This is a genomic window from Cupriavidus sp. WGlv3 (genome assembly GCF_023952475.1).
Taxonomy (GTDB): Bacteria; Pseudomonadota; Gammaproteobacteria; order Burkholderiales; family Burkholderiaceae; genus Cupriavidus; species Cupriavidus phytorum.
The window spans coordinates 213,163-234,132 of record NZ_JALHRX010000003.1 but is presented as its reverse complement, the minus strand read 5'-3'; the positions used below and the strand labels follow the sequence as shown (position 1 = coordinate 234,132).

The 20,970-nt window shown below is 68.4% G+C and carries 18 protein-coding genes; 9 read left to right on the top strand and 9 right to left on the bottom strand.

From position 1 onward, the window contains the following. Positions 1-21 precede the first annotated feature (21 nt). The 3 genes from MKD38_RS07645 to hemC are packed head-to-tail and all read right to left on the bottom strand — an operon-like array spanning position 22 to position 4,372. The gene (locus tag MKD38_RS07645) at positions 22-1,212 is read right to left on the bottom strand and encodes a heme biosynthesis protein HemY (RefSeq protein ID WP_252675500.1); all 1,191 of its coding nucleotides are present in this window, start codon (positions 1,210-1,212) and stop codon (positions 22-24) included. Between the two features lie 4 nt (positions 1,213-1,216). Further along, the gene (gene hemDX, locus MKD38_RS07640) at positions 1,217-3,352 is read right to left on the bottom strand and encodes a fused uroporphyrinogen-III synthase HemD/membrane protein HemX (RefSeq protein WP_252675499.1); all 2,136 of its coding nucleotides are present in this window, start codon (positions 3,350-3,352) and stop codon (positions 1,217-1,219) included. A gap of 9 nt (positions 3,353-3,361) precedes the next feature. Further along, positions 3,362-4,372, bottom strand: a complete 1,011-nt coding sequence (gene hemC / locus MKD38_RS07635) for a hydroxymethylbilane synthase (RefSeq protein WP_252675498.1) — start codon at positions 4,370-4,372, stop codon at positions 3,362-3,364. Between the two features lie 74 nt (positions 4,373-4,446). On the opposite strand from hemC, the gene ppc reads away from it, so the two are divergent. After that, a complete protein-coding gene (gene ppc, locus MKD38_RS07630) occupies positions 4,447-7,482 on the top strand; it encodes a phosphoenolpyruvate carboxylase (RefSeq protein WP_252675497.1) in 3,036 nt (1,011 codons plus the stop codon). 90 nt (positions 7,483-7,572) lie between these two features. On the opposite strand, the gene MKD38_RS07625 is transcribed toward ppc, so the two are convergent. After that, entirely contained in the window at positions 7,573-8,184 is a 612-nt protein-coding gene (locus MKD38_RS07625; RefSeq protein ID WP_252675496.1) for a ferritin-like domain-containing protein, read from the bottom strand. Positions 8,185-8,328: 144 nt separating this feature from the next. On the opposite strand from MKD38_RS07625, the gene MKD38_RS07620 reads away from it, so the two are divergent. The 5 genes from MKD38_RS07620 to MKD38_RS07600 all read left to right on the top strand — a co-directional run bounded on the left by MKD38_RS07620 (position 8,329) and on the right by MKD38_RS07600 (position 13,854). Next, positions 8,329-8,928, top strand: coding sequence for a sigma-70 family RNA polymerase sigma factor (locus MKD38_RS07620; RefSeq protein WP_252675956.1), 600 nt, complete (start codon positions 8,329-8,331; stop codon positions 8,926-8,928). Further along, positions 8,925-9,677 (top strand): anti-sigma factor, encoded by a 753-nt coding sequence (locus MKD38_RS07615; protein WP_252675495.1) that lies wholly within the window; start codon positions 8,925-8,927, stop codon positions 9,675-9,677. Before MKD38_RS07620 ends, MKD38_RS07615 begins: the two co-directional genes overlap by 4 nt. 132 nt (positions 9,678-9,809) lie before the next feature. Beyond that, a complete protein-coding gene (gene argH, locus MKD38_RS07610) occupies positions 9,810-11,228 on the top strand; it encodes an argininosuccinate lyase (protein WP_252675494.1) in 1,419 nt (472 codons plus the stop codon). Positions 11,229-11,523: 295 nt separating this feature from the next. Next, positions 11,524-12,123 (top strand): TRAP transporter small permease subunit, encoded by a 600-nt coding sequence (locus tag MKD38_RS07605; RefSeq protein WP_252675493.1) that lies wholly within the window; start codon positions 11,524-11,526, stop codon positions 12,121-12,123. 12 nt (positions 12,124-12,135) lie between these two features. Beyond that, the gene (locus tag MKD38_RS07600) at positions 12,136-13,854 is read left to right on the top strand and encodes a TRAP transporter large permease (protein ID WP_252675492.1); all 1,719 of its coding nucleotides are present in this window, start codon (positions 12,136-12,138) and stop codon (positions 13,852-13,854) included. Between the two features lie 61 nt (positions 13,855-13,915). On the opposite strand, the gene MKD38_RS07595 is transcribed toward MKD38_RS07600, so the two are convergent. Further along, positions 13,916-14,830 carry a LysR substrate-binding domain-containing protein gene (locus tag MKD38_RS07595; RefSeq protein ID WP_252675491.1) on the bottom strand — a complete coding sequence of 305 codons (915 nt, stop codon included), beginning with the start codon at positions 14,828-14,830 and terminating at the stop codon, positions 13,916-13,918. Positions 14,831-14,955: 125 nt separating this feature from the next. Between MKD38_RS07595 and MKD38_RS07590 the strand changes: the two genes are divergently transcribed. From MKD38_RS07590 to MKD38_RS07580, 3 genes are all read left to right on the top strand, one after another. After that, complete coding sequence (locus MKD38_RS07590; protein WP_252675490.1) at positions 14,956-15,651, top strand: glutathione S-transferase family protein; 696 nt, start codon at positions 14,956-14,958, stop codon at positions 15,649-15,651. Positions 15,652-15,890: 239 nt separating this feature from the next. Continuing rightward, the gene (locus MKD38_RS07585; RefSeq protein WP_252675954.1) at positions 15,891-16,127 is read left to right on the top strand and encodes a FitA-like ribbon-helix-helix domain-containing protein; all 237 of its coding nucleotides are present in this window, start codon (positions 15,891-15,893) and stop codon (positions 16,125-16,127) included. Then, the gene (locus tag MKD38_RS07580; protein WP_111519336.1) at positions 16,114-16,539 is read left to right on the top strand and encodes a type II toxin-antitoxin system VapC family toxin; all 426 of its coding nucleotides are present in this window, start codon (positions 16,114-16,116) and stop codon (positions 16,537-16,539) included. The genes MKD38_RS07585 and MKD38_RS07580 overlap by 14 nt, the downstream gene beginning before the upstream one ends. 54 nt (positions 16,540-16,593) lie before the next feature. Here MKD38_RS07580 and MKD38_RS07575 read toward each other — a convergent pair whose 3' ends face one another. The 4 genes from MKD38_RS07575 to MKD38_RS07560 all read right to left on the bottom strand — a co-directional run bounded on the left by MKD38_RS07575 (position 16,594) and on the right by MKD38_RS07560 (position 20,942). Further along, positions 16,594-18,864, bottom strand: a complete 2,271-nt coding sequence (locus tag MKD38_RS07575; protein ID WP_252675489.1) for an arginine/lysine/ornithine decarboxylase — start codon at positions 18,862-18,864, stop codon at positions 16,594-16,596. A 147-nt stretch (positions 18,865-19,011) separates the two neighbouring features. After that, on the bottom strand, positions 19,012-19,578 hold the full coding sequence (gene dcd, locus MKD38_RS07570) for a dCTP deaminase (RefSeq protein WP_018008077.1): 567 nt from the start codon (positions 19,576-19,578) through the stop codon (positions 19,012-19,014). Between the two features lie 117 nt (positions 19,579-19,695). Further along, positions 19,696-20,526, bottom strand: coding sequence for a formate dehydrogenase accessory sulfurtransferase FdhD (locus MKD38_RS07565; RefSeq protein WP_111519334.1), 831 nt, complete (start codon positions 20,524-20,526; stop codon positions 19,696-19,698). 56 nt (positions 20,527-20,582) lie between these two features. Further along, complete coding sequence (locus MKD38_RS07560) at positions 20,583-20,942, bottom strand: hypothetical protein (RefSeq protein ID WP_252675488.1); 360 nt, start codon at positions 20,940-20,942, stop codon at positions 20,583-20,585. Between the last annotated feature and the right edge of the window lie 28 nt (positions 20,943-20,970).

Genomic DNA, 20,970 nt, shown 5'->3' with positions numbered 1-20,970 from the left:
ACGCGCCGGCCGGCGTGCCCGTCAGGCGGCCAGCATTGCGCTTTCGCGATAGTGGCGCTGCGCGTCCTCGAAGCGCTCGGTTTCCTCGAACAGCCGCGCCAGCGCCAGGTGCGTGCGCACGCGCAGGCGACGCTGCTGGTCGGGATCGGCATACTTGAGCGCGCGCTCGAAGCTGGACTGGGCCTTGCCCCACAGCTTCTCGCCCAGGCACAGCACCCCCAGCGTGTAGTAGAGGTCGGCGTCGGCGGGATGCGCGGCCAGCCATTTCTCGGCCTGCTGGATCTGTGGCAGCGCATGGCCTGGCACGGCGCATTCGGCATAGCGCAGCACCAGGCGGCTGTCCCAGTTGACCTTGAGCGCGTCTTCGATGATGCGGCGGGCCTCGTTCTGCCGGCCCAGCGCCGCGAAATAGCGCGCCGCCGGTTCGGCGATGCGGGTGGCGCGGCGCTCGTCGGCGGACAGCGAGCGCCAGAACTCCGACAGCGCTTCGGCATCGTGGCGACGCTCTTCCAGCATGGCTTCGACCGCCATCTGCTTGAGCCGCAGCGCCAGCACCGGATGCAGCGCGTTGCGCTTCTCCAGCGAGCGCGCCAGGCGCAGCACCTCGGACCAGTTCTTCAAATGCTGGTGCGCGCGCAGCGCGATGCGCTGCACGTGGATCTGGCGCGCGCCCTGCGATTGCAGCTGGGCGATGGTTTCGAGCGCGCCGTCGGCGTCGCGGGCATCGACCAGCAGCTCGGCCATCGACACCAGCCGCGCCTGCTCGCGCTCGGGGTCGGTCACCTGCGCCATCCAGGCGTCGCGCCGCTCGGTCTCCTGCATGCGGTGGGCGGCGCGCGCGCCGATCAGCGCGGCGGTCTGGGCCTGGTCGTCCCACGACTGCGCTTCGCGCGCGCAGCGCTCGGCGCGCGCGAAACGGCCGGCGAACAGGTTTTCGATCGACTCGCGCAGTGCTGCCTGGGCCTTGCTCATGCGGCTGCGCTCGCGGTAGGCAGCGGCGCGGCGCGGCATCTCGGCCAGATGGCGGATGGTGGACATCACCGTCCATACCACGAAGAAGATCAGCAGCAGCAGCGCCAGCGCCAGGTTCAGCGACAGCTCGACGCGGTACGGCGGATAGAACAGCACCACATTGCTGTGGTTGAACTGCGTGAACAGGGCCAGCCCGACGGCGCCGCCAAACAGGACCGCAACCCAGAACAGAAGGCGCATGGGCTTACTCCTTCTTCAGGGCCTGCAGCGCGCCCAGGCTCTCGGCCATGGTCGGCAGCTGCACCGTGACCGCGCCGGCCTGAGCCTGCCGCAGCAGCGTCAGCACACCCTGCACGCGGCGCGACTTGGTATCGAAATAGCGGCCGATCATCGCCTGCGCCGCGGCCAGGTCGTTGCGGAACACGGGCTCGTTGCGCGACAGCAGCGCCAGGCGCGCATTGAGCAGGCGCAGCTTGACGTTCTCGCGCAGGAACCAGCCCTGGTCGCCCGACAGCAGCAGCGCCTCGGCATCGTCGACCTTGCGGATGCGGATCACCTGCGCCAGCTCTTCGCGCAGGTAGTCCCAGAAGCGGGTGAACCAGCCCGGCCCCGTGCCGCTGGCGGCGGCCGGCGCGCTGGCACCATTGCCACCGTTCGCGGCGGCACCCTTGCGGGCATCGGCCTCGCTACGCTCGAGCATGCGTTCGCTCGACAGCAGCGGCAGCGCGTCGATCTGGTTGATGGCTTCGTCCAGCTTGATCGCGGCGCCGGTCAGGTCGGTGTCGGGCACCGCCTTCATGCGCGCCACGTCGCGCGCGATGGCCCGGCGCAGCAGGTTGTATTGCGGCTTGTCGGCGCGCGCCAGGCGGGCGTCGGCGCTTTGCAGCGCGGCCAGCGCGACTTGCACGTTGCCGGTCAGCTGCAGCTGCTGCCCGGCGCTGGTCAGCAACTGCTGGATCTCGGCGATTTCCCAGTCGTCGCGATTGCGCATCAGGTCCTGGTAGACCTGCTCCAGCGCCACCTGCTTGTCGCGGGTCTCGCCGACCTGGTTCTCCAGCGCGCCGACCTTGGCCTGCAGCTCCTTGACGGTGTCCTGCGCGTTGCGCGTCAGCACTCGCGACTCCTGCACCAGGGCGTCGTTGCTTTGCTGGCGGCGCGCCAGCTCGCCAGTCAGGTGGTCGACGCGCTGCTGCAGCCACCAGAAGCCGCCGGCGGTCGCCACTACCAGCACGGCGACCAGCGCCCATAGCGCGGCGGAGCGGCGCGCGGCGGGACGGGCAGCGCCGGCGTGGCCGGCGCCTTGCGGCGGCACCGCCTGCGCGGACTGCGCCGGGTAGACAGGGGCGGCGCCGGGCGGCGGCGTAGCGGAGGAGGACGTGGTTTCTTGCGTCACGCGTTCGACCTTCGTTGACATGGCAGGGACTGCGGCAGGTGCGCTGGCGGCTGGCCGGGCTGCTTCGGCCGGCTTCGCGGCCGCCGGTGCGGATGGCCCCGGCAGGCTCGATGGCGCAGGACCGGCATAAGCATCGGCCCACTGCAGGCACGCCGCCAGCAGGCCGGCATCGCCGGGCGCGGCACGCTGGATATGGGCGAAGCCCAGCGCCAGCGCCTGTTCGGCGATTCTCGCATGGGGCGCGATGCACTGCACCTGCCGCAGGGAAGCGTCTTCCTGCGGCGACAGATGCTGCCGTGCCAGCACGTCGAGGTTGCGCACCGCCTCGGAACTGGTTAGCAGCCAGGCATGCGGGGCGGCGCCGGGACGCAGGTGGTCGCGCACGGCCTGCCATTGCATCGCGGTCGGTTCCGGCAGCGTGCGCTGGTAGGCCTCGACGGCTTCGACCTGGGCGCCGGCCTCGCGCAGGCGGTCGCCGAGCCAGTCGCGTCCGCCATTGCCGCGGATGATCAGCACCGGCTTGCCGGCCAGCGCGGCGGGATCGAGCTGCGCCCACAGCGCCTCGGAATCGAAGCGCAGCACCTCGGCATCGGGCACCGTATCGTCATGGCCCGGGGCGTTGGCGTTGGCGCCTGCGGGCGCGATCACGCGATACGCCGGTGCGGCGATGCCGCGCTCGGCCAGCGCGGCGATGCTGGCGGGGCCGACCACTGCAACCGCGACCTGCGCCGGCCAGCGCGCCACGGCCGCGCCCTGCACGCCGGCGAGCGCGTCCAGCGCAAAGGCAATGGCATTGGGACTGACGAACACCACCAGCGCAAACGTGTCCAGCCGCGCCAGCGCCGCGCGCAGCGGCGCGTCGTCAGCGGCCGGGCCAATCGCCAGCAGCGGGAAGCTGAGTACATCCAGACCGGCGCCCTGCAGGGCCTCGGTCAGTTGCCGGGACTGCCCGGCGGGTCGTGTCACAACGACGGTCGGGCGGGGCATCGGGCAGCCTCAGGCGGGAGATGGGGCAGCGGCGTCGCCTGAATCGGCCAGCGCGGCGAGGATCGACTCGGCGCCCTGCGCCAGCAGGTCGCTCGCGCAGGCCTGTCCGAGCGCTTCGGCGGCAGCCAGGTCGGCGGCCGGCCCCGTCGCCGCGGCGCGGATGGCTCGGCTGCCGTCGGGCAAGGCGACGAAGGCCTCCAGCCGCAGCTGGTCACCGTCCCAGCGCGCGTGCGCCGCCAGCGGAACCTGGCAGGAACCGCCCAGCCGGCGCGACACGGCGCGCTCGGCGGTCACGGCGAGCGCGCTCGGCTGGTGGTTCAGCGGCGCCAGCCATTCGGCCAGTTCGGGACGGGTGGAAAGGGTCTCGATGCCCAGCGCGCCCTGCCCCGCGGCCGGCAACGACGCCTCGACCGGGATCAGCGCGCGGATGCGCTCGCCCAGCCCGAGCCGCTTCAGGCCCGCGGCAGCCAGGATGATGGCGCCATACTCGCCGCGATCAAGCTTGCCCAGCCGCGTGTCGAGGTTGCCGCGCAGCGGCTTGACCACCAGGTGCGGGTAGCGGCTGCGCAAGGCGGCTTCGCGGCGCAGGCTGGAGGTGCCGACCACGGTGCCGGCCGGCATCTCGTCCAGCGAAGCATAAGCCGACGACACCAGCGCGTCGCGCGGGTCTTCGCGCTCCATCACCGCGGCCAGGGTGAAACCGGGCGGCAGCTCCATCGGCACATCCTTGAGCGAATGCACCGCGAGGTCGGCCCGGCCTTCGTCCATCGCGAACTCCAGTTCTTTCACAAACAGACCCTTGCCGCCGACTTTGGACAGCGTACGGTCTAGAATCTGGTCTCCGCGCGTGGTCATGCCAAGAATGGACACGTCGCACGCGGGATAGTATTGTTGCAATGCAGCACGCACATGTTCTGCCTGCCACAGCGCCAGACGGCTCTCTCGGGAGGCAATAACGAGCTTTTGCGGAAGGTTGCGAGACACGACAGCGGTAGCGGAAGACGGGGTGGCGGACGACATGCGTCAATGGTAGCACGCGGCCCAATCGCCCCTCCGCACCATTAGATAAGCTTAGAGAAGCAAGAGGAGATTGCATGACGCAGCATGCTGCGCGGCCCAACGGTCGGAAGACCGCTGCGGCCGCCAAGGATTCGGCCGCCGCAAAAGGTGACGCAACCGGCGCCAAGCCGCCCCGCCCCGCCCCCCGCGCAGCCAAGCGCTCCCCCAAGCCAAGGCTTTCGATCGTGTCGAGCAACGGAACCACCATCGCCGCCGCCCCTGACCGCCGCACCGCCCGAACCGCCGACAAGGACGTGCCGCTGCGCGAGGACATCCGCTTCCTGGGCCGCCTGCTGGGCGACTGCCTGCGCGAGCAGGAAGGCGACGCCGCCTTCGAGGTGGTCGAGACCATCCGCCAGACCGCGGTGCGTTTCCGCCGCGAGAACGACCGCGCCGCCGGTGCCGAGCTGGACCGGCTGCTCAAGCGCCTGTCGCGCGACCAGACCAACCAGGTGGTGCGCGCCTTCAGTTATTTCTCGCACCTGGCCAATATCGCCGAGGACCAGCACCACAACCGCCGCCGCCGCGTGCATGCGCTGGCCGGCTCGCCGCCGCAGGACGGCAGCCTGCAGCACGCGCTGGAAAAGATCGATGCCGCCGGCGTCACCGGCAAGCAGCTGCGCAAGTTCCTGGACGAGGCGCTGATCGTGCCGGTGCTGACTGCGCACCCGACCGAAGTCCAGCGCAAGAGCATCCTCGACGCCGAGCGCGAAATCGCCCGCCTGCTGGCCGAGCGCGACCTGCCGATGACCGCGCGCGAGCGCGACCACAACACCGCCCAGCTGCGCGCCAAGGTCACCACGCTGTGGCAGACCCGCATGCTGCGCGACGCGCGCCTGACCGTGGCCGACGAGATCGAGAACGCGCTGTCGTACTACCGCACCACCTTCCTGCGCGGCATCCCGCAGCTGATGAGCGAGCTGGAAGAAGACATCGCCGCGGTGTTCCCGGCCACGCGCAAGCGCAAGGGCGCCGCTGGCGCCTCGGGCACGCAAGCCGCGCCGCTGGCGCCGTTCCTGCAGATGGGTTCCTGGATCGGCGGCGACCGCGACGGCAACCCCAACGTGACCGCCGAGACCCTGGCGCACGCCGCCGGCCAGCAGGCGCAGCTGATCCTGGATTGGTACCTGGACGAAGTCCACGCGCTCGGCGCCGAGTTGTCGATGTCGATGCTGATGGTCGATGCCAGCCCGGAACTGCTGGCGCTGGCCGAGCGCTCGCCCGACCATTCCGAGCACCGCGCCGACGAGCCCTACCGGCGCGCGCTGATCGGCATCTATGCGCGCCTGGCCGCCACCTGCAAGGCGCTGAGCGGCCATGCCGCGACCCGCCGCCCGGTGGCGCCGGCCGAGCCCTATGACAGCGCCGAGGCCTTCGGCGCCGACATCCAGGTTGTGATCGACTCCTTGCGCGCGCACCACGGCCAGGCGCTGGCCAGCCACCGCATCGATGCCCTGGCGCGCGCCATCGCCGTGTTCGGCTTCCACCTGGCCTCGGTCGACATGCGCCAGGTCTCGGACGTGCACGAGGCGGTCATCGCCGAACTGTTCGCCGCCGCCGGCATCGCCCCCGACTACGCCGCGCTGCCCGAGGCGCGCAAGCTGGAACTGCTGCTGGCCGAACTGCGCCAGCCGCGGCTGCTGACGCTGCCGTGGCACCAGTACTCCGAGCAGACCCGCAAGGAGCTGGCGATCTTCGCCGCCGCACGCGAGCTGCGTGCGCGCTACGGCAAGCGCGTCGCGCGCAACTACATCATCTCGCACACCGAGACGCTGTCGGACCTGGTCGAGGTGATGCTGCTGCAGAAGGAATCCGGCATGCTGCAGGGCACGCTGGGCAGCAAGACCGAACCGGCGCGCATGGAGCTGATGGTGATCCCGCTGTTCGAGACCATCGAAGACTTGCGCAACGCCGCCGGCATCATGCAGTCGCTGCTGGACCTGCCGGGCTTCGATGCAGTGCTCGCCCACCATGGGGTCGAGCAGGAGGTGATGCTCGGCTACTCGGATTCGAACAAGGACGGCGGCTTCCTGACCTCGACCTGGGAGCTGTACAAGGCCGAGCTGGAACTGGTGCAGCTGTTCGAGCAGCGCAACGTCAAGCTGCGCCTGTTCCACGGGCGCGGCGGCACCGTCGGCCGCGGCGGTGGCCCGACCTACGACGCGATCCTGTCGCAGCCTCCGGGCACGGTCAACGGCCAGATCCGCCTGACCGAGCAGGGCGAGATCATCAACAGCAAGTTCGCCAACGCCGAGATCGGCCGGCGCAACCTGGAAACGGTGGTGGCCGCGACGCTGGAGGCCTCGCTGCTGCCGCAGCAGAACGCGCCCAAGGACCTCGACACCTTCGAGGCCGTCATGCAGCAGCTGTCGGACCGCGCCTTCACCGCCTATCGCGACCTGGTCTACGAGACCCCCGGCTTCAAGGACTACTTCTTCGCCACCACGCCGATCACCGAGATCGCCGACCTGAACCTGGGTTCGCGCCCGGCCTCGCGCAAGCTGATGGACAAGAAGAACCGCCGCATCGAAGACCTGCGCGCGATCCCTTGGGGCTTCTCGTGGGGCCAGTGCCGCCTGCTGCTGCCGGGCTGGTACGGCTTCGGCAGCGCGGTGCGCTCGCTGCTCGACAGCGCGCCGGACGACAAGGGGCGCAAGCAGGCCGTCACCACGCTGCGGCGCATGGTCAAGACCTGGCCGTTCTTTTCGACGCTGCTGTCCAACATGGACATGGTGCTGGCCAAGACCGACCTGGCGGTGGCCTCGCGCTACGCCCAGCTGTGCGACGACGCCGCGCTGCGCCGCAACGTGTTCAACCGCATCAGCAAGGAATGGCACCTGACCTGCGACATGCTGGCGCTGATCACCGGCCACCAGGAACGGCTGGCGGACAACCCGCTGCTGGCGCGCTCGATCAAGAATCGCTTTGCGTATCTCGACCCGCTCAACCACTTGCAGGTGGAGCTGCTCAAGCGCTTCCGCTCGGGCAAGGATGGCGATGACATCCGCGTTCGGCGCGGCATCCACCTGACCATCAATGGGGTGGCGGCGGGGTTGCGCAATACGGGCTGAGCGTCCTACTGCGCTTGAGAGGGCTGCCGGTTTGCTCCCCTCTCCCATTTATGGGAGAGGGGAGCAAACCCTTGGCAAGCTTCAACCGCTTCACCCGACAAACGCCCCCGGCACCGGATCCTCACCCAGCGCGTGCAGCAGCACCGCCCAGTGCATCGCCTCATCGCCGAGGATGCTGCCGGCCGCGCGCGTCAGCTCGCGATTGTGGAAATTTGGCAGCACGCCGAGGTAAGCCGCGGTCGCGCCCTTCTCCAGCCCCGCGGCAAAGCGCAGCACGTCGGCCTGCGTCTTCAGCTTTTCGGTCGGGAACTCATACGCCGACGCCTTCTTCGCCACCACCGGGGTGCCGCCCAGCTTCGACACCGTCCCGGCCAGCACCTGCGCATGCGCCTTGTGGTGGTCCTGGAACTTGACCGCGGTGGCCAGCACCGGCATCTGCAGCAGCCCGCTTTCGGCGCCGACCTGGTAGGCCGCGATCGCCTGGTATTCCAGCCCCAGCGCGGTGTTGAGGATATTGATGTCGTCCTTGGTGCTGCCCGATTGCGTCTGCGCCCACGCCGGCATCGATTCGCCGAGCGTGATGACGGCCAGCGAGCCCAGCGCGAACAGGCCAGGCGCCTTGAGCAGCCCGCGCCGGCGCGCGTCCGGCGGCGTGATGATGGTGACGGGCTCGCGCGCGGGCCTCTGTGAGATGCGGTCCATGGTGTGCTCCTGTGTGGGATGACAACGTGGCGCCCCTGGGACGGGGTGCCTGGCTTGCGCCTGTCGACATCTACGCAGCTGCCGGGCGTTTGGATGCGGCGCTACCTATAATCCGGCAAAGCCTCCTTGCAAGGATCCGTCCCGGTGCCGCCCTCCCCGCAGCCGTCCTATGCCGCGCCCGCCAGCCCTGACCGGCTGGAAGGACTGTTGCAGGCCGTGGCCGTGGGCGAGCGCCAGGCGCTGCGCGCGCTCTACGACCTCACCGCAACGAAACTGTTTGGCCTTGCGCTGCGTATTACCGGCAGGCGCGATTGGGCGGAGGACGTCGTGCAGGAAAGCTTTGTCAGCATCTGGCACCACGCCGGCGACTACCGGCCGCAGCTGGCCGCGCCGATGACGTGGATGACCGCGATCGTGCGCAACCGCGCGCTCGACTGCCTGCGCCGGGCGGCGGCGGCGCGCGTGCCGCAGACCGCCGAGCTGGAGCAGGACCTGGCCGAATGGCTGGCCGACGACGCCGCCGGGCCCGCCGAGCTGGCCGAGGCCAGCCAGCAGGCGCGCGCGCTCAACCGCTGCCTGCAGCGGCTGGAGCAGTCCCAGCGCCAGGCCATCATGCTGGCCTATCTGCAGGACCTGAGCCACGCCGAGCTGGCCGAGCGCCTGCGCGCGCCGCTGGGGACGGTCAAGTCCTGGATCCGGCGCGGGCTGGAGCGGCTGCGCAGCTGCATGGAGGGCGCGGCATGAAGCTGGCCAGCCATCCCGACCTGCTCGACCGGATCGCGGCCCAGTATGCGCTGGGCGTGCTGCGCGGCGGCGCACGCCGTCGCCTGGAGCGGCTGGCGCATGAAGAGCCGGCGGTGCGCGCGGCGATCCATCGCTGGCAGGCGCGCCTTGCCGGCGTGGCCGAATTGCAGGCGGCGGCCGAGCCGGTCGACAAAGTCTGGTGCGGGATCGAGGAACGGCTTGGCTGGAAGGCGGCAGAGGAGCGCAGTTCGCCCGCCGCACTCCGCGCCGCTGGTGCCGGCGCCGGCAGCTGGTGGCAGCGCCTGTGGTCGGCGCCGGTGTTCTGGCGCGGCGCCGCGGCGGCGATGGCGGTGGTGGCGGTGCTGGCCATCGGCATCGGCATGCAGCTGGCGTCCCAGCGCGACGCGGCGCCCGGCGACGTCATCGCCGTGCTCAACGACGACCGCGCGCAGCCGGCCTTGCTGGTGTCATGGGATGCAGGCAGCGGCGACCTTGTGGTGCGCCGACTGGATCACCTGACCCTGAATGATCAGCAGGTATTGCAGCTGTGGGCGCTGCCTGCAGGCGGCAAGCCACAGTCGCTGGGACTGATCGGCCGTGTGCCGCAAGCGCGGCTGGCGCTGGCGCAGCCGCCAACGGCGGTGTCCGCGCTGGCCGCCAGCATCGAACCGGCCGGCGGCTCGACCAATGCCGACGGGCCCAGCGGTCCGGTGGTGTTCAAGGGACCCGTGCTCCACAGCCGGCCCTGAGCATCGCCCCGCCGTCGCAGCCCGCACCGCCAGCGGTCCGCCGGGCGATATAATCGCCGTTTCCCAATTTTTCGCGCCCGCCGCCGTCCGCACGCCGGCCGCCTGCCGCGCGAGCCACTGCAGCCGACGTCCATGTCCACCTCCCAACTTGCCAAGAAAGGCGAAGCCTGGTCCGCCCGCTTCTCCGAACCGATGTCCGACCTGGTGAAGCGCTACACCGCCTCGGTGTTCTTCGACAAGCGCCTGGCCCTGTTCGACATCCAGGGCTCGCTGGCCCACGCGGCCATGCTGGCAAAGCAGGGCATCATCGCCGAGGCCGACCGCGCCGAGATCGAGCGCGGCATGGTGCAGATCCGGGGCGAGATCGAGGCCGGCAGCTTTGAATGGAAGCTGGACCTGGAAGACGTCCACCTGAACATCGAGGCGCGCCTGACCGCGCTGGTGGGCGATGCCGGCAAGCGCCTGCACACCGGCCGCTCGCGCAACGACCAGGTCGCCACCGACATCCGCCTGTGGCTGCGCAGCGAGATCGACAACATCATCGTGCTGCTGGGCGCGCTGCGTACCTCGCTGCTCGACCTGGCCGAACAGCACGCCGACACCATCCTGCCGGGCTTCACCCACCTGCAGGTGGCGCAGCCGGTCACCTTCGGCCACCACCTGCTGGCTTACAACGAGATGTTCACGCGCGACGCCGAGCGCATGGCCGACTGCCGCAAGCGCGTCAACCGCCTGCCGCTGGGCGCCGCCGCGCTGGCCGGCACCAGCTACCCGATCGACCGCGAGTTCGTCGCGCAGCAACTGGGCTTCGACGGCGTCTGCCGCAACTCGCTCGATGCCGTCTCGGACCGCGACTTCGCCATCGAATTCTGCGCCGCCGCGGCGCTGGTGATGACCCACGTGTCGCGCTTCTCGGAAGAGCTGGTGCTGTGGATGAGCCCGCGCGTGGGCTTTATCGACATCGCCGACCGCTTCTGCACCGGCAGCTCGATCATGCCGCAGAAGAAGAACCCGGACGTGCCCGAGCTCGCGCGCGGCAAGACCGGCCGCGTCAACGGCCACCTGATCGGCCTGCTGACGCTGATGAAGGGCCAGCCGCTGGCGTACAACAAGGACAACCAGGAAGACAAGGAGCCGCTGTTCGACACGGTCGATACCGTGGTCGACACCCTGCGCATCTTCGCCGACATGGTGCCGGGCATCAGCGTCAAGCCCGAAGCGATGCGCGCCGCCGCGCTGCAAGGCTATGCCACCGCCACCGACCTGGCCGACTACCTGGTGAAGAAGGGCCTGCCCTTCCGCGACGCGCATGAGGCCGTGGCCCACGCCGTGCGCGCCTGCGACGGCCGCCAGTGCGACCTGGCCGACCTGACCGTGGCCGAGCTGCGCGAGGTCTCCGGCCTGGGCAACCAGGCCGCGCTGATCGGCGACGACGTGCATGCGGTGCTGACGCTGGAAGGCTCGGTCGCGGCGCGCAACCATATCGGCGGCACCGCGCCGGACCAGGTGCGCGCGGCCATCGCCGCGGCCCGCAAGGCGCTGAACGGCTGACCATCCTGCCCCGGTAATCCGGCAAGCCGCAACGGGAGCGCAAGCTCCCGTTTTTCTTTTCTGTCCGCCGGCGCACCGACGAGTGTTGCAGATTGTATGAAGCGGACGCCGCCGGGCGGCGATTTCCCCTCCGGGAATATCGAATCGACATGGCATGACCAGCGAATCTGCACATATCTGGTGCAAACTGCCAGGAAAATGTGATGCACTGGGGATTCACCCTAAAGATGCGAGGCCGCCGACGCCGTAGACTAACGCGCCACCCCCTGTATCCCCCAATCCCTAGGACGATCACATGTCTTCCCTCATGAGGATCTCGCGGCTTATCGACGCCGTGAATGCTTTCATCGGGCAGTGGGCGAAATGGCTGGTCCTGCTGGCCGTGCTGGTCTGCGCAGGCAACGCCATCATTCGCTACACCTTCAGCATCAGTTCCAACGCCTGGCTCGAACTGCAGTGGTATATGTTCGCCGGCGTGTTTCTGCTCGGCGCCCCGTACACCCTGCGCCGCGACGAGCATGTGCGCATCGATGTCGTCGCCGGCCGCTTCTCCGAGCGCACCCAGGTCTGGATCGACGTATTCGGCATCCTGTTCTTCCTGCTGCCGATCTCCGCCATCATCCTCTGGTTGTCGATCCCCTACTTCTGGCTGTCCTACGCCGGCCATGAGATGTCCGGCAACGCCGGCGGCCTGATCCGCTGGCCGGCCAAGTTCCTGATCGTGGCGGGTTTTGCCCTGATGATCCTGCAGGGCCTGTCCGAGCTGATCAAGCGCTTCGCCTATCTGAAGGGAGAACTGCCGTTCTCGGCCTTCCGCAAGCACGCGGTCGACCCGGCGCTGGAGATCGCCGCGATCGCGCAGGCCAACCAGACCGCCGCGTCTGAAAAACGATAAGAGGCGCGCACGATGACGCAATTCCTGATTGCGAACATGGCACCGATCATGTTCGCCTCGCTGGTGGTATTCCTGCTGTCGGGCTTTCCGATCGCCTTTGCCCTGGCCGCCAACGGGCTGATGTTCGCCTTCATCGGCATCGAGCTGGGGATGCTGCCGCCCGAGCTGCTGCAGGCGCTGCCGAGCCGGCTGTTCGGCATCATCGAGAACGACACGCTGCTGGCGATTCCGTTCTTTACCTTCATGGGCCTGATCCTGGAACGCTCGGGCATGGCCGAGGACCTGCTCGACACCATCGGGCAGCTGTTCGGCCCGATCCGCGGCGGCCTGGCCTACGCGGTGATCTTCGTCGGCGCGCTGCTGGCGGCGACCACCGGCGTGGTGGCGGCCTCGGTGATCTCGATGGGGCTGATCTCGCTGCCGCTGATGCTCAAGTACAAGTACGACAAGCGGCTGGCCTCGGGCGTGATCGCGGCGTCGGGCACGCTGGCGCAGATCATCCCGCCGTCGCTGGTGCTGATCGTGCTGGCCGACCAGCTCGGCCGCTCGGTGGGCGATATGTACAAGGGCGCGTTCGTGCCGGGCCTGGTGCTGACCGGGCTGTACATGCTCTATGTGCTGCTGGTCACGATCATCAAGCCGGCCGCCGCGCCGGCGCTGCCGCTCGAGGCGCGCACCTTCCGCGAGCCTAGCGGCAAGAGCGGCGCCACCTCGGTGCTGGCGCTGACCGCGCTGGCGGTGGCGGTGGGCGTGGCGGTGGACAAGTTCTACAAGCCCGAGGCGCCGCTGGACGAGCGCCTGGTGGTTTCGGTGGGCGCGGCGATCCTGTTCGCCTTCGTGCTGGCGGTGATCAACAAGACGCTGAAGCTCGGCCTGCTGTCGCAGATGGCGGAGAAGGTCACCTTCGTGCTGATCCCGCCGCTGGCGCTGATTTTCCTGGTGCTCGGCACCATCTTCATCGGCGTGGCCACGCCGACCGAAGGCGGCGGCATGGGCGCGCTCGGCGCGCTGATCCTGGCCATGGTCAAGCGCCGCCTCGACCTGGGCCTGACCAGGCAGGCCATGGAAGCCACGCTCAAGCTGTCGGCCTTCGTGATCTTCATCCTGATCGGCGCGCGCGTGTTTTCGCTGACGTTCTACGGCGTCGACGGCCATATCTGGGTCGAGCACCTTTTGACCGCGCTGCCCGGCGGCCAGACCGGTTTCCTGGTGGCGGTGAACGTGCTGTTCTTCCTGCTGGCGTTCTTCCTGGACTTCTTCGAGCTGGCCTTTATCCTGGTGCCGCTAGTCGGTCCGGTGGCGGACAAGCTCGGCATCGACCTGATCTGGTTCGGCGTGCTGCTGGCGGTGAACATGCAGACCTCGTTCATGCATCCGCCGTTCGGCTTCTCGCTGTTCTACCTGCGCTCGGTGGCGCCGCGCGAGGTCAAGACCTCCGAAATCTACTGGGGCGCGGTGCCGTTCGTGGTGATCCAGCTGGTGATGGTGGCGCTGATCATCGTCTTCCCCGGCCTGGTCAGCACCGGCACGCAGAAGGCGCAGGACCGCAGCATCACGCGCGACCTGAACATCGACCTGGAGGGCAGCAGCCCCAAACCCGCCGCGCCGGGCTTGTCGATTCCGGGCCCGGGCTCGGCGCCGGCCGAGTCCGGTTCGCTCGAATTGCCGACGCAGCCCCCGGCGGAAAGCGAGTCGGCCGTGCCGCAGTTCGAGTTCGAGAAGAAGAAATAAGCCTGCCCCAGCGGCAGTCTCCGGGCAAGCCCGCCAGGCCCCGCAGCGATGCGGGGCTTTTTCATTGCGGCATGGCGGGGCCCGCGCCGCCTGGCGCCAGGCATTGCGCCAGGAAGTCGACGGTGGCGCGCACCCCGGGCAACTGGCCGCGCCGCGCCGGCAACAGCAGCGTGGTGGTGACGCTGCCGGCGGTCCACTGCGGCAGCACGCGCGCCAGTTGCCCGGCCGCCAGCGCCGCGCGGCACAGCTCGTGCGGCAGAGGCACGATGCCCAGTCCCGCGACCGCCGCGCCGAGCAGCACGGTGGATTCGTTCACGGTCATGCGGGGCACCGGACTGGCTTCCGCGCGCGCACCCTGAGGCCCCCACAGGCGCCACGTGCCCGCGGCGGACCCGGTCAGCAACCCATCGTGGCCGGACAGCTGCGCGGGCGCTTCCGGCGTGCCGCGCCCGGCGAGGTAGTCGGGCGACGCCACCAGCACGATGTCCTCGATGGCAAGCTGACGTTGCACCAGGCCGGAGTCCGGCAGCGGCGCGAAATGGCTGCGCACCGCGATATCGAAGCCTTCCTGCACCAGGTCGACCATGCGGTCGGACACCTCCAGCTGCACGTGCAGGCGCGGATAGGCGCGCGCCAGCGCCGGCAGGTGCGGCGCCAGGTAGCGCTGCGCGGTGGGCACCGCGGCCGTGATCCGCACCGTGCCGCTGGGCTCGGCCACACGCCGCTGCACCGCCTCTTGCGCGGCCTCGGCTTCGATCAGCGCGGCATGCGCATGATCGTAGAAGTCCCGGCCGGCATCGGTCAGCGTGAAGCTGCGCGAACTGCGGTAAAGCAGCCGCGCCTGCAGGGCCTGCTCCAGTTCGGCCACGCGCTTGCTGACCGTGGACTTGGGCACGCCCAGCGCCCGCCCCGCGGCGGCAAAACCGCCATGGGCCACGGCGACGACGAAGAAGCGCAGATCGTTGAGGTTGATCATCGCGGCAAAGTCTATGTACGTGGACGATAGGTCGGATTTTTGCCTACTACTCACGCAAAGTCCATGCATCTACAGTTCACCTGTGCCCCATCGGCGGGCCATAACCGAATCCAGGAGAACTACCCATGGCTACCCCCACCCTCTTTTACGGCGTTCCCTCCGGCTGCTCGTTCGGCTCGATCGTAGCGCTGGAATGGCTTGGCCAGCCCTATCGCCTGAGCCGCATCGAAATGCCGGAAGTCGTGACCAGCGATGCCTATCGCAAGATCAACCCGGTCGGTGAGACGCCGACGCTGATGGACGCGCAAGGCAATTTCCTCAGCGAAAGCATGGCGATCCTGAACCACATCGGCGCGCGCGGCATCGAGCGCAAGCTTGGCTTTGCCCAGGGCACGCGCGATTTCGACCGGCTCAACCAGCAGCTGGCCTACCTCAACACCAGCTACTTCGGCGCCTTTGCCCCGCTCTGGCACGCCTTGGAGGGCGTGGACGAGACCGACCGGCCGGCGCTGGCCCGCTACGGCACGGAGCAGGTCCGCCAGGTGCACCAGGAACTCGAAGCCATGCTGGGCGAGCGGCCCTGGCTGCTGGGTGAGCACCGCACCGTGGCCGACGCCTACTTCAGCGGCATCGCGCGCTGGTCGAAGTACCACAAGGTGCTGAACGTCGAGGACTTTCCGAACCTGCAGCGCCTCTGCAACCAGCTGGAAGCCGATCCGGCGGTGCGCTTTGCCCATGCCATCGAACGCCAGGCGTCGGCGCAGAGCGAGGGCGGCTTCCAGGGGCACGTGACGCTGGAAGAAGTGCTGGCGCAGCGCTGACGCGCCCAGACATCGGCGTCGCGGCAACCCGCGCAATTGCGAATCGGCTCATCGACCAGCGGGCCGGCACGGCCCAGACTGGTTCCTGCGTTCAGCCCATGACCCAGGAGAACACCATGCCGAGCACCAAATGCGCGGGGCACTTCACCGCGACCCCGATCTACTGCCTGCCATCGATACGTGACCGCCGTAATGATAACAATGCTATCATCACGCCATCCAATGGTGAGGAGTTCACGATGGCAACCCTACTGGTTCGTGGCGTCGATGAAGCGCTGGTCCAGCGCCTGCGCGAGCAGGCCGTCGCCAATGGCCGCAGCGCCGAGGCCGAACACCGCGCCATCCTGGCGCAGGCGCTGGGCGGCACGGCCCGGCGCAGCTTTGCCGAAGTGCTGTCCGGCATGCCCGACGTCGGGCAGGACGCCGACTTCGAGCGCATCCAGGATACGGGTGAGGCGCCGCGTGTATTTGATTGATACCAACGTCATCAGCGAGACCCGCAAGCGGGAGCGCGCCAACCCCGGCGTCCGTGCCTTCTTCCGGCAGGCAGCGCGCGATGGGGCCGCGCTCTACTTGTCGGCGCTGACCGTGGGCGAACTCCAGCGCGGCGTGGCACTGATCCGCCATCGCGGCGACGCGGTGCAGGCAGCGCTGCTGGAGCGCTGGCTGGCCCATGTGCTGGAAGACTTCGGGCGGCAGGTACTGCCGGTCGATGCCGAGGTCGCGCAGGTCTGGGGCCAGTTGCGCGCGGCACGGCCCGAGCACGCGCTGGACAAGTTCATTGCCGCCACCGCGCTGATCCACCGCCTCACCATCGTCACGCGCAATGTCGCGGACTTCCGCGGCACCGGCACGATGGTGATAAATCCGTTCAGCCAGGACAAATAGAAAGGGCCCCGCCTTGGCGGGGCCCTTGCTGCATCGGCGGGAGCCGGCTGGCGCTCAGGCGCCCTGCTTCACGCAGTCGACGAAGTACGCCTTCTTGCCGTCGACCTCGTCCTCCACCAGGCCGTGGATGTCGGTCTCGAAGCCCGGGAACAGCTTGTTGAACTCGCGCGCGAACTTCAGGTACTGCACGATGGTGCGGTTGAAGCGCTCGCCCGGGATCAGCAGCGGAATGCCCGGCGGGTACGGCGTCAGCAGGATGGCGGTGACACGGCCTTCCAGGTCGTCGACCGGCACGCGCTCGATCTCGCGGTGGGCCATCATGGCCCACGCGTCCGAAGGCTTCATTGCCGGCTCCATGTCCGACAGGTACATCTCGGTGGTCACGCGCGCGACGTCGTTGGCCTTGTACACGCTGTGGATCGCATCGCACAGGTCACGCAGGCCCATGCGCTCGTATTGCGGATACTTGGCGACGAATTCCGGCAGCACGCGCCACAGCGGCTGGTTCTGATCGTAGTCGTCCTTGAACTGCTGCAGCTCGGTCACCAGCGAGTTCCAGCGGCCCTTGGTGATGCCGATGGTGAACATGATGAAGAACGAGTACAGCCCGGTCTTCTCGATGATGATGCCGTGCTCGGCCAGGTACTTGGTGACGATCGCCGCCGGGATGCCGCGCTCGCTGAACTCGCCGTCGACGTCCAGGCCCGGGGTGATGAGGGTGGCCTTGATCGGGTCGAGCAGGTTGAAGCCGTCGGCGAGGTCGCCGAAGCCGTGCCAGCGCTCGTTGGCCTTCAGCATCCATTCCTCGCGGTCGCCGATGCCGTCTTCGATCAGCGCGTCCGGGCCCCACACCTTGAACCACCAGTCGCCGTTGTTGCCGGCATCGTAGTCGCCTTCGACCTTGCGCATGGCGCGGCGGAAGTCCATCGCTTCCTGGATGCTCTCCTCGACCAGCGCGGTGCCGCCCGGCGCTTCCATCATCGCCGCGGCCACGTCGCACGAGGCGATGATCGAGTACTGCGGGCTGGTCGAGGTGTGCATCAGGTACGCTTCATTGAAGCGGTAGCGGTCCAGCTTGCGCGTCTCCGAATCCTGCACCAGGATCTGCGAGGCCTGCGACAGCCCGGCCAGCAGCTTGTGCGTGGACTGCGTGGCGAACACCAGCGCGTCCTTGCTGCGCGGGCGGTCCTTGCCGATCGCGTGCATGTTGCGATAGAAGTCGTGGAACGCCGCGTGCGGCAGCCAGGCTTCATCGAAGTGCAGCGTGTCGATCTCGGCCGCCAGCATTTCCTTGATCTGCTCGGCGTTGTACAGCACGCCGTCGTAGGTGCCCTGGGTGATGGTCAGGATGCGCGGCTTCTGGTTCTTCGCCTTGCTGGCGAACGGGTGGTTGGCGATCTTTTTCCTGATCGTCTGCGGATCGAACTCGCTCTTCGGGATCGGGCCGATGATGCCGTAGTGGTTGCGCGTCGGCATCAGGAACACCGGGATCGCGCCCGTCATCATGATCGCGTGCAGGATCGACTTGTGGCAGTTGCGGTCCACCACCACGATGTCGCCCGGCGCCACGTTGGCATGCCACACCATCTTGTTCGAGGTGGAGGTGCCGTTGGTGACGAAATACATGTGGTCGGAGTTGAAGATGCGCGCGGCATTGCGCTCCGACGCGGCCACCGGGCCGGTGTGGTCCAGCAGCTGGCCCAGCTCGTCGACGGCGTTGCAGACGTCGGCGCGCAGCATGTTCTCGCCGAAGAACTGGTGGAACACCTGGCCCACCGGGCTCTTCAGGAAGGCCACCCCGCCCGAGTGCCCCGGGCAGTGCCACGAATACGAGCTGTCCTGCGCGTAGTCGATCAGCGCCTTGAAGAACGGCGGCGCGAGCGTGTCCAGGTAGACCTTGGCTTCGCGGATGATGTGGCGCGCCACGAACTCGGGCGTGTCCTCGAACATGTGGATGAAGCCGTGCAGCTCGCGCAGGATATCGTTGGGGATATGGCGCGAGGTGCGGGTCTCGCCGTACAGGAAGATCGGCAGGTCGGAGTTGCGGCGGCGCACCTCGGCGACGAAGGCGCGCAGCTTCTCGATCGCGGCGGCCTCGAGCTCCTCGCTGTCGCTGGCGAACTCGTCGTCGTCGATCGACACGATGAAGGTCGATGCCCGGCTGGCCTGCTGGGCGAACGAGGTCAGGTCGCCGTAGCTGGTCAGCCCCATGACTTCCATGCCCTCTTTCTCGATCGCCTCGGCCAGCGCGCGGATGCCGGAGCCGGAGATGTTCTCGGAGCGGAAGTCTTCGTCAATGATGATGACGGGGAAGCGGAATTTCATCGGGCATCCTTGATGGAAAGCAGGACATAAAGGACTCGAGCCACATGGCCCGCAGCGGTTCCCTGCGACGGCGGCATGTGGCTCTCACGTCAGGTTTGGCGGCGCTGGCGGGCGCGCCGTGCCGGCAGACGCCGGATTGTAATGCGCTCAGGTCTTCGGCAGTGTGACACCGTGCTGGCCCTGGTACTTGCCGCCCCGGTCGGCATACGAGGTCTCGCAGATCTCGTCGCTCTCGAAGAACAATACCTGGGCGCAGCCCTCGCCGGCGTAGATCTTGGCCGGCAGCGGCGTGGTGTTCGAAAACTCCAGCGTCACATAGCCTTCCCATTCCGGCTCGAACGGCGTCACGTTGACGATAATGCCGCAGCGGGCGTAGGTGCTCTTGCCCAGGCAGATGGTCAGCACGCTGCGCGGGATGCGGAAGTATTCCATCGTGCGCGCCAGCGCGAACGAATTGGGCGGGATGATGCAGACCTCGCCCTTGAAGTCGACGAACGACTTCTCGTCGAAGTTCTTGGGGTCGACGATGGTGCTGTTGATATTGGTGAAGATCTTGAATTCGTCGGCGCAGCGGATGTCGTAGCCGTAGCTCGAGGTGCCGTACGACACGATCTTGCGGCCGTCGGCCTCCCGGACCTGGCCTGGCTCGAACGGCTCGATCATGCCGTGCTGCTCCGCCATGCGGCGGATCCATTTGTCGGATTTGATGCTCATAAGGTTGGGCGGATAGACGGCTCGGAGTGCGCCGCATTGTACAACCAATCGGCGCGCGCCCCTCAAGCCCGGGAGCGCCCGTGCAAGGCGCCGTGCGAGCGGCCCTGCAAGTGGCCGCTACGCCACTACATCTTCGGGCTGGCGGTGGCGGAAGCGCTCGCGCCCGGTATAGAGCAGGAAGTGCTTGCCGGTGCAGCGCGCGAACAGCGTCAGGTTGACGCGCCGGGCCATCTGGTAGCCCATCTGCGTCACGCCCGAGCGCGACAGCAGGAACGGGATGCCCATCTGCGCGCCCTTGATCACCATTTCGGAAGTGAGGCGCCCGGTGGTGTAGAAGATCTTGTCGCCGCCAGTCATGCCTTCGAGCCACATGCGCCCGGCAATCGCGTCGACGGCATTGTGGCGGCCAACGTCCTCGACGAACATCAGCAGCTCGGTGCCCTGGAACAGCGCGCAGCCATGCACCGAGCCGGCCTGCTTGTACACCGACTGCTGCAGCCGGATGGTGTCGATGATGCCGTACAGGGTGTCCTGGTCGAGCGTGGCGCCAACCGGCAGCCGGATGCTGTCGACCTCGTCCAGCAGCGAGCCGAACACGGTGCCCTGGCCGCAGCCGGTGGTCACCACGCGGCGCGCGGTGCGCTCCTCGATGCGGTCGACGCCGGTGCGGGTGGTCACCGCGGCCGATTCGGTTTCCCAGTCGACCTGCACCGCTGCAATGTCCTCGATCGATTCCACCAGGCGCTGGTTGCGCAGGTAGCCCAGCACCAGGTGCTCGGGCGCGCCGCCCAGCGTCATCAGCGTGACCAGCTCGCGCTTGTCGAGATAGACCGTCAGCGGCCGCTCGCCCGGCAGGTAGGCCGCGCGCACGCGCCCTTGCTCGTCGACGACTTCAACCTCTTCGATCAGTGGAACGGCTGCCTGGGTAAGCTCGGGACGCAAGGTCATGACGAGGGACTCGGGGCTGCGGGTGAAGGCCCCGAGCGGCATGCAGGGGGCGGAAGTTACGGCGCCTTTGCAGGGGATTGTACCGCGCCTGCCGCGGGTGCACCGGCGGTGCTGGCGATGGCAGGCACCGGCGCCACGAACGGTCCCGGATCGGCGCAGGCGGCGGTCTGCACCGGCTCGCGCGCCTGCTGCCCGTGCGCCTTGCGGTCGGCCAGGTAATGCGCGGCGATCTTGTCCTGGGCACGGCACAGCTGGTAGGCCGAGACCTTGTCGGACCAGGCGGCGCGCGCCCTGGTCTCGGCGGCCTTGGCCTGCTGGGACTCGGTTGGCGCGGGCAGCTTGGCCAGCGCGCCCGGGGCGAAGGCCGTGCAGGCGGCACCGGCGGCTACGGCGATCAGCGTCAGGATGCGTGTCATGGTTCAGGATTCCTGCTGTGTCGTGGGA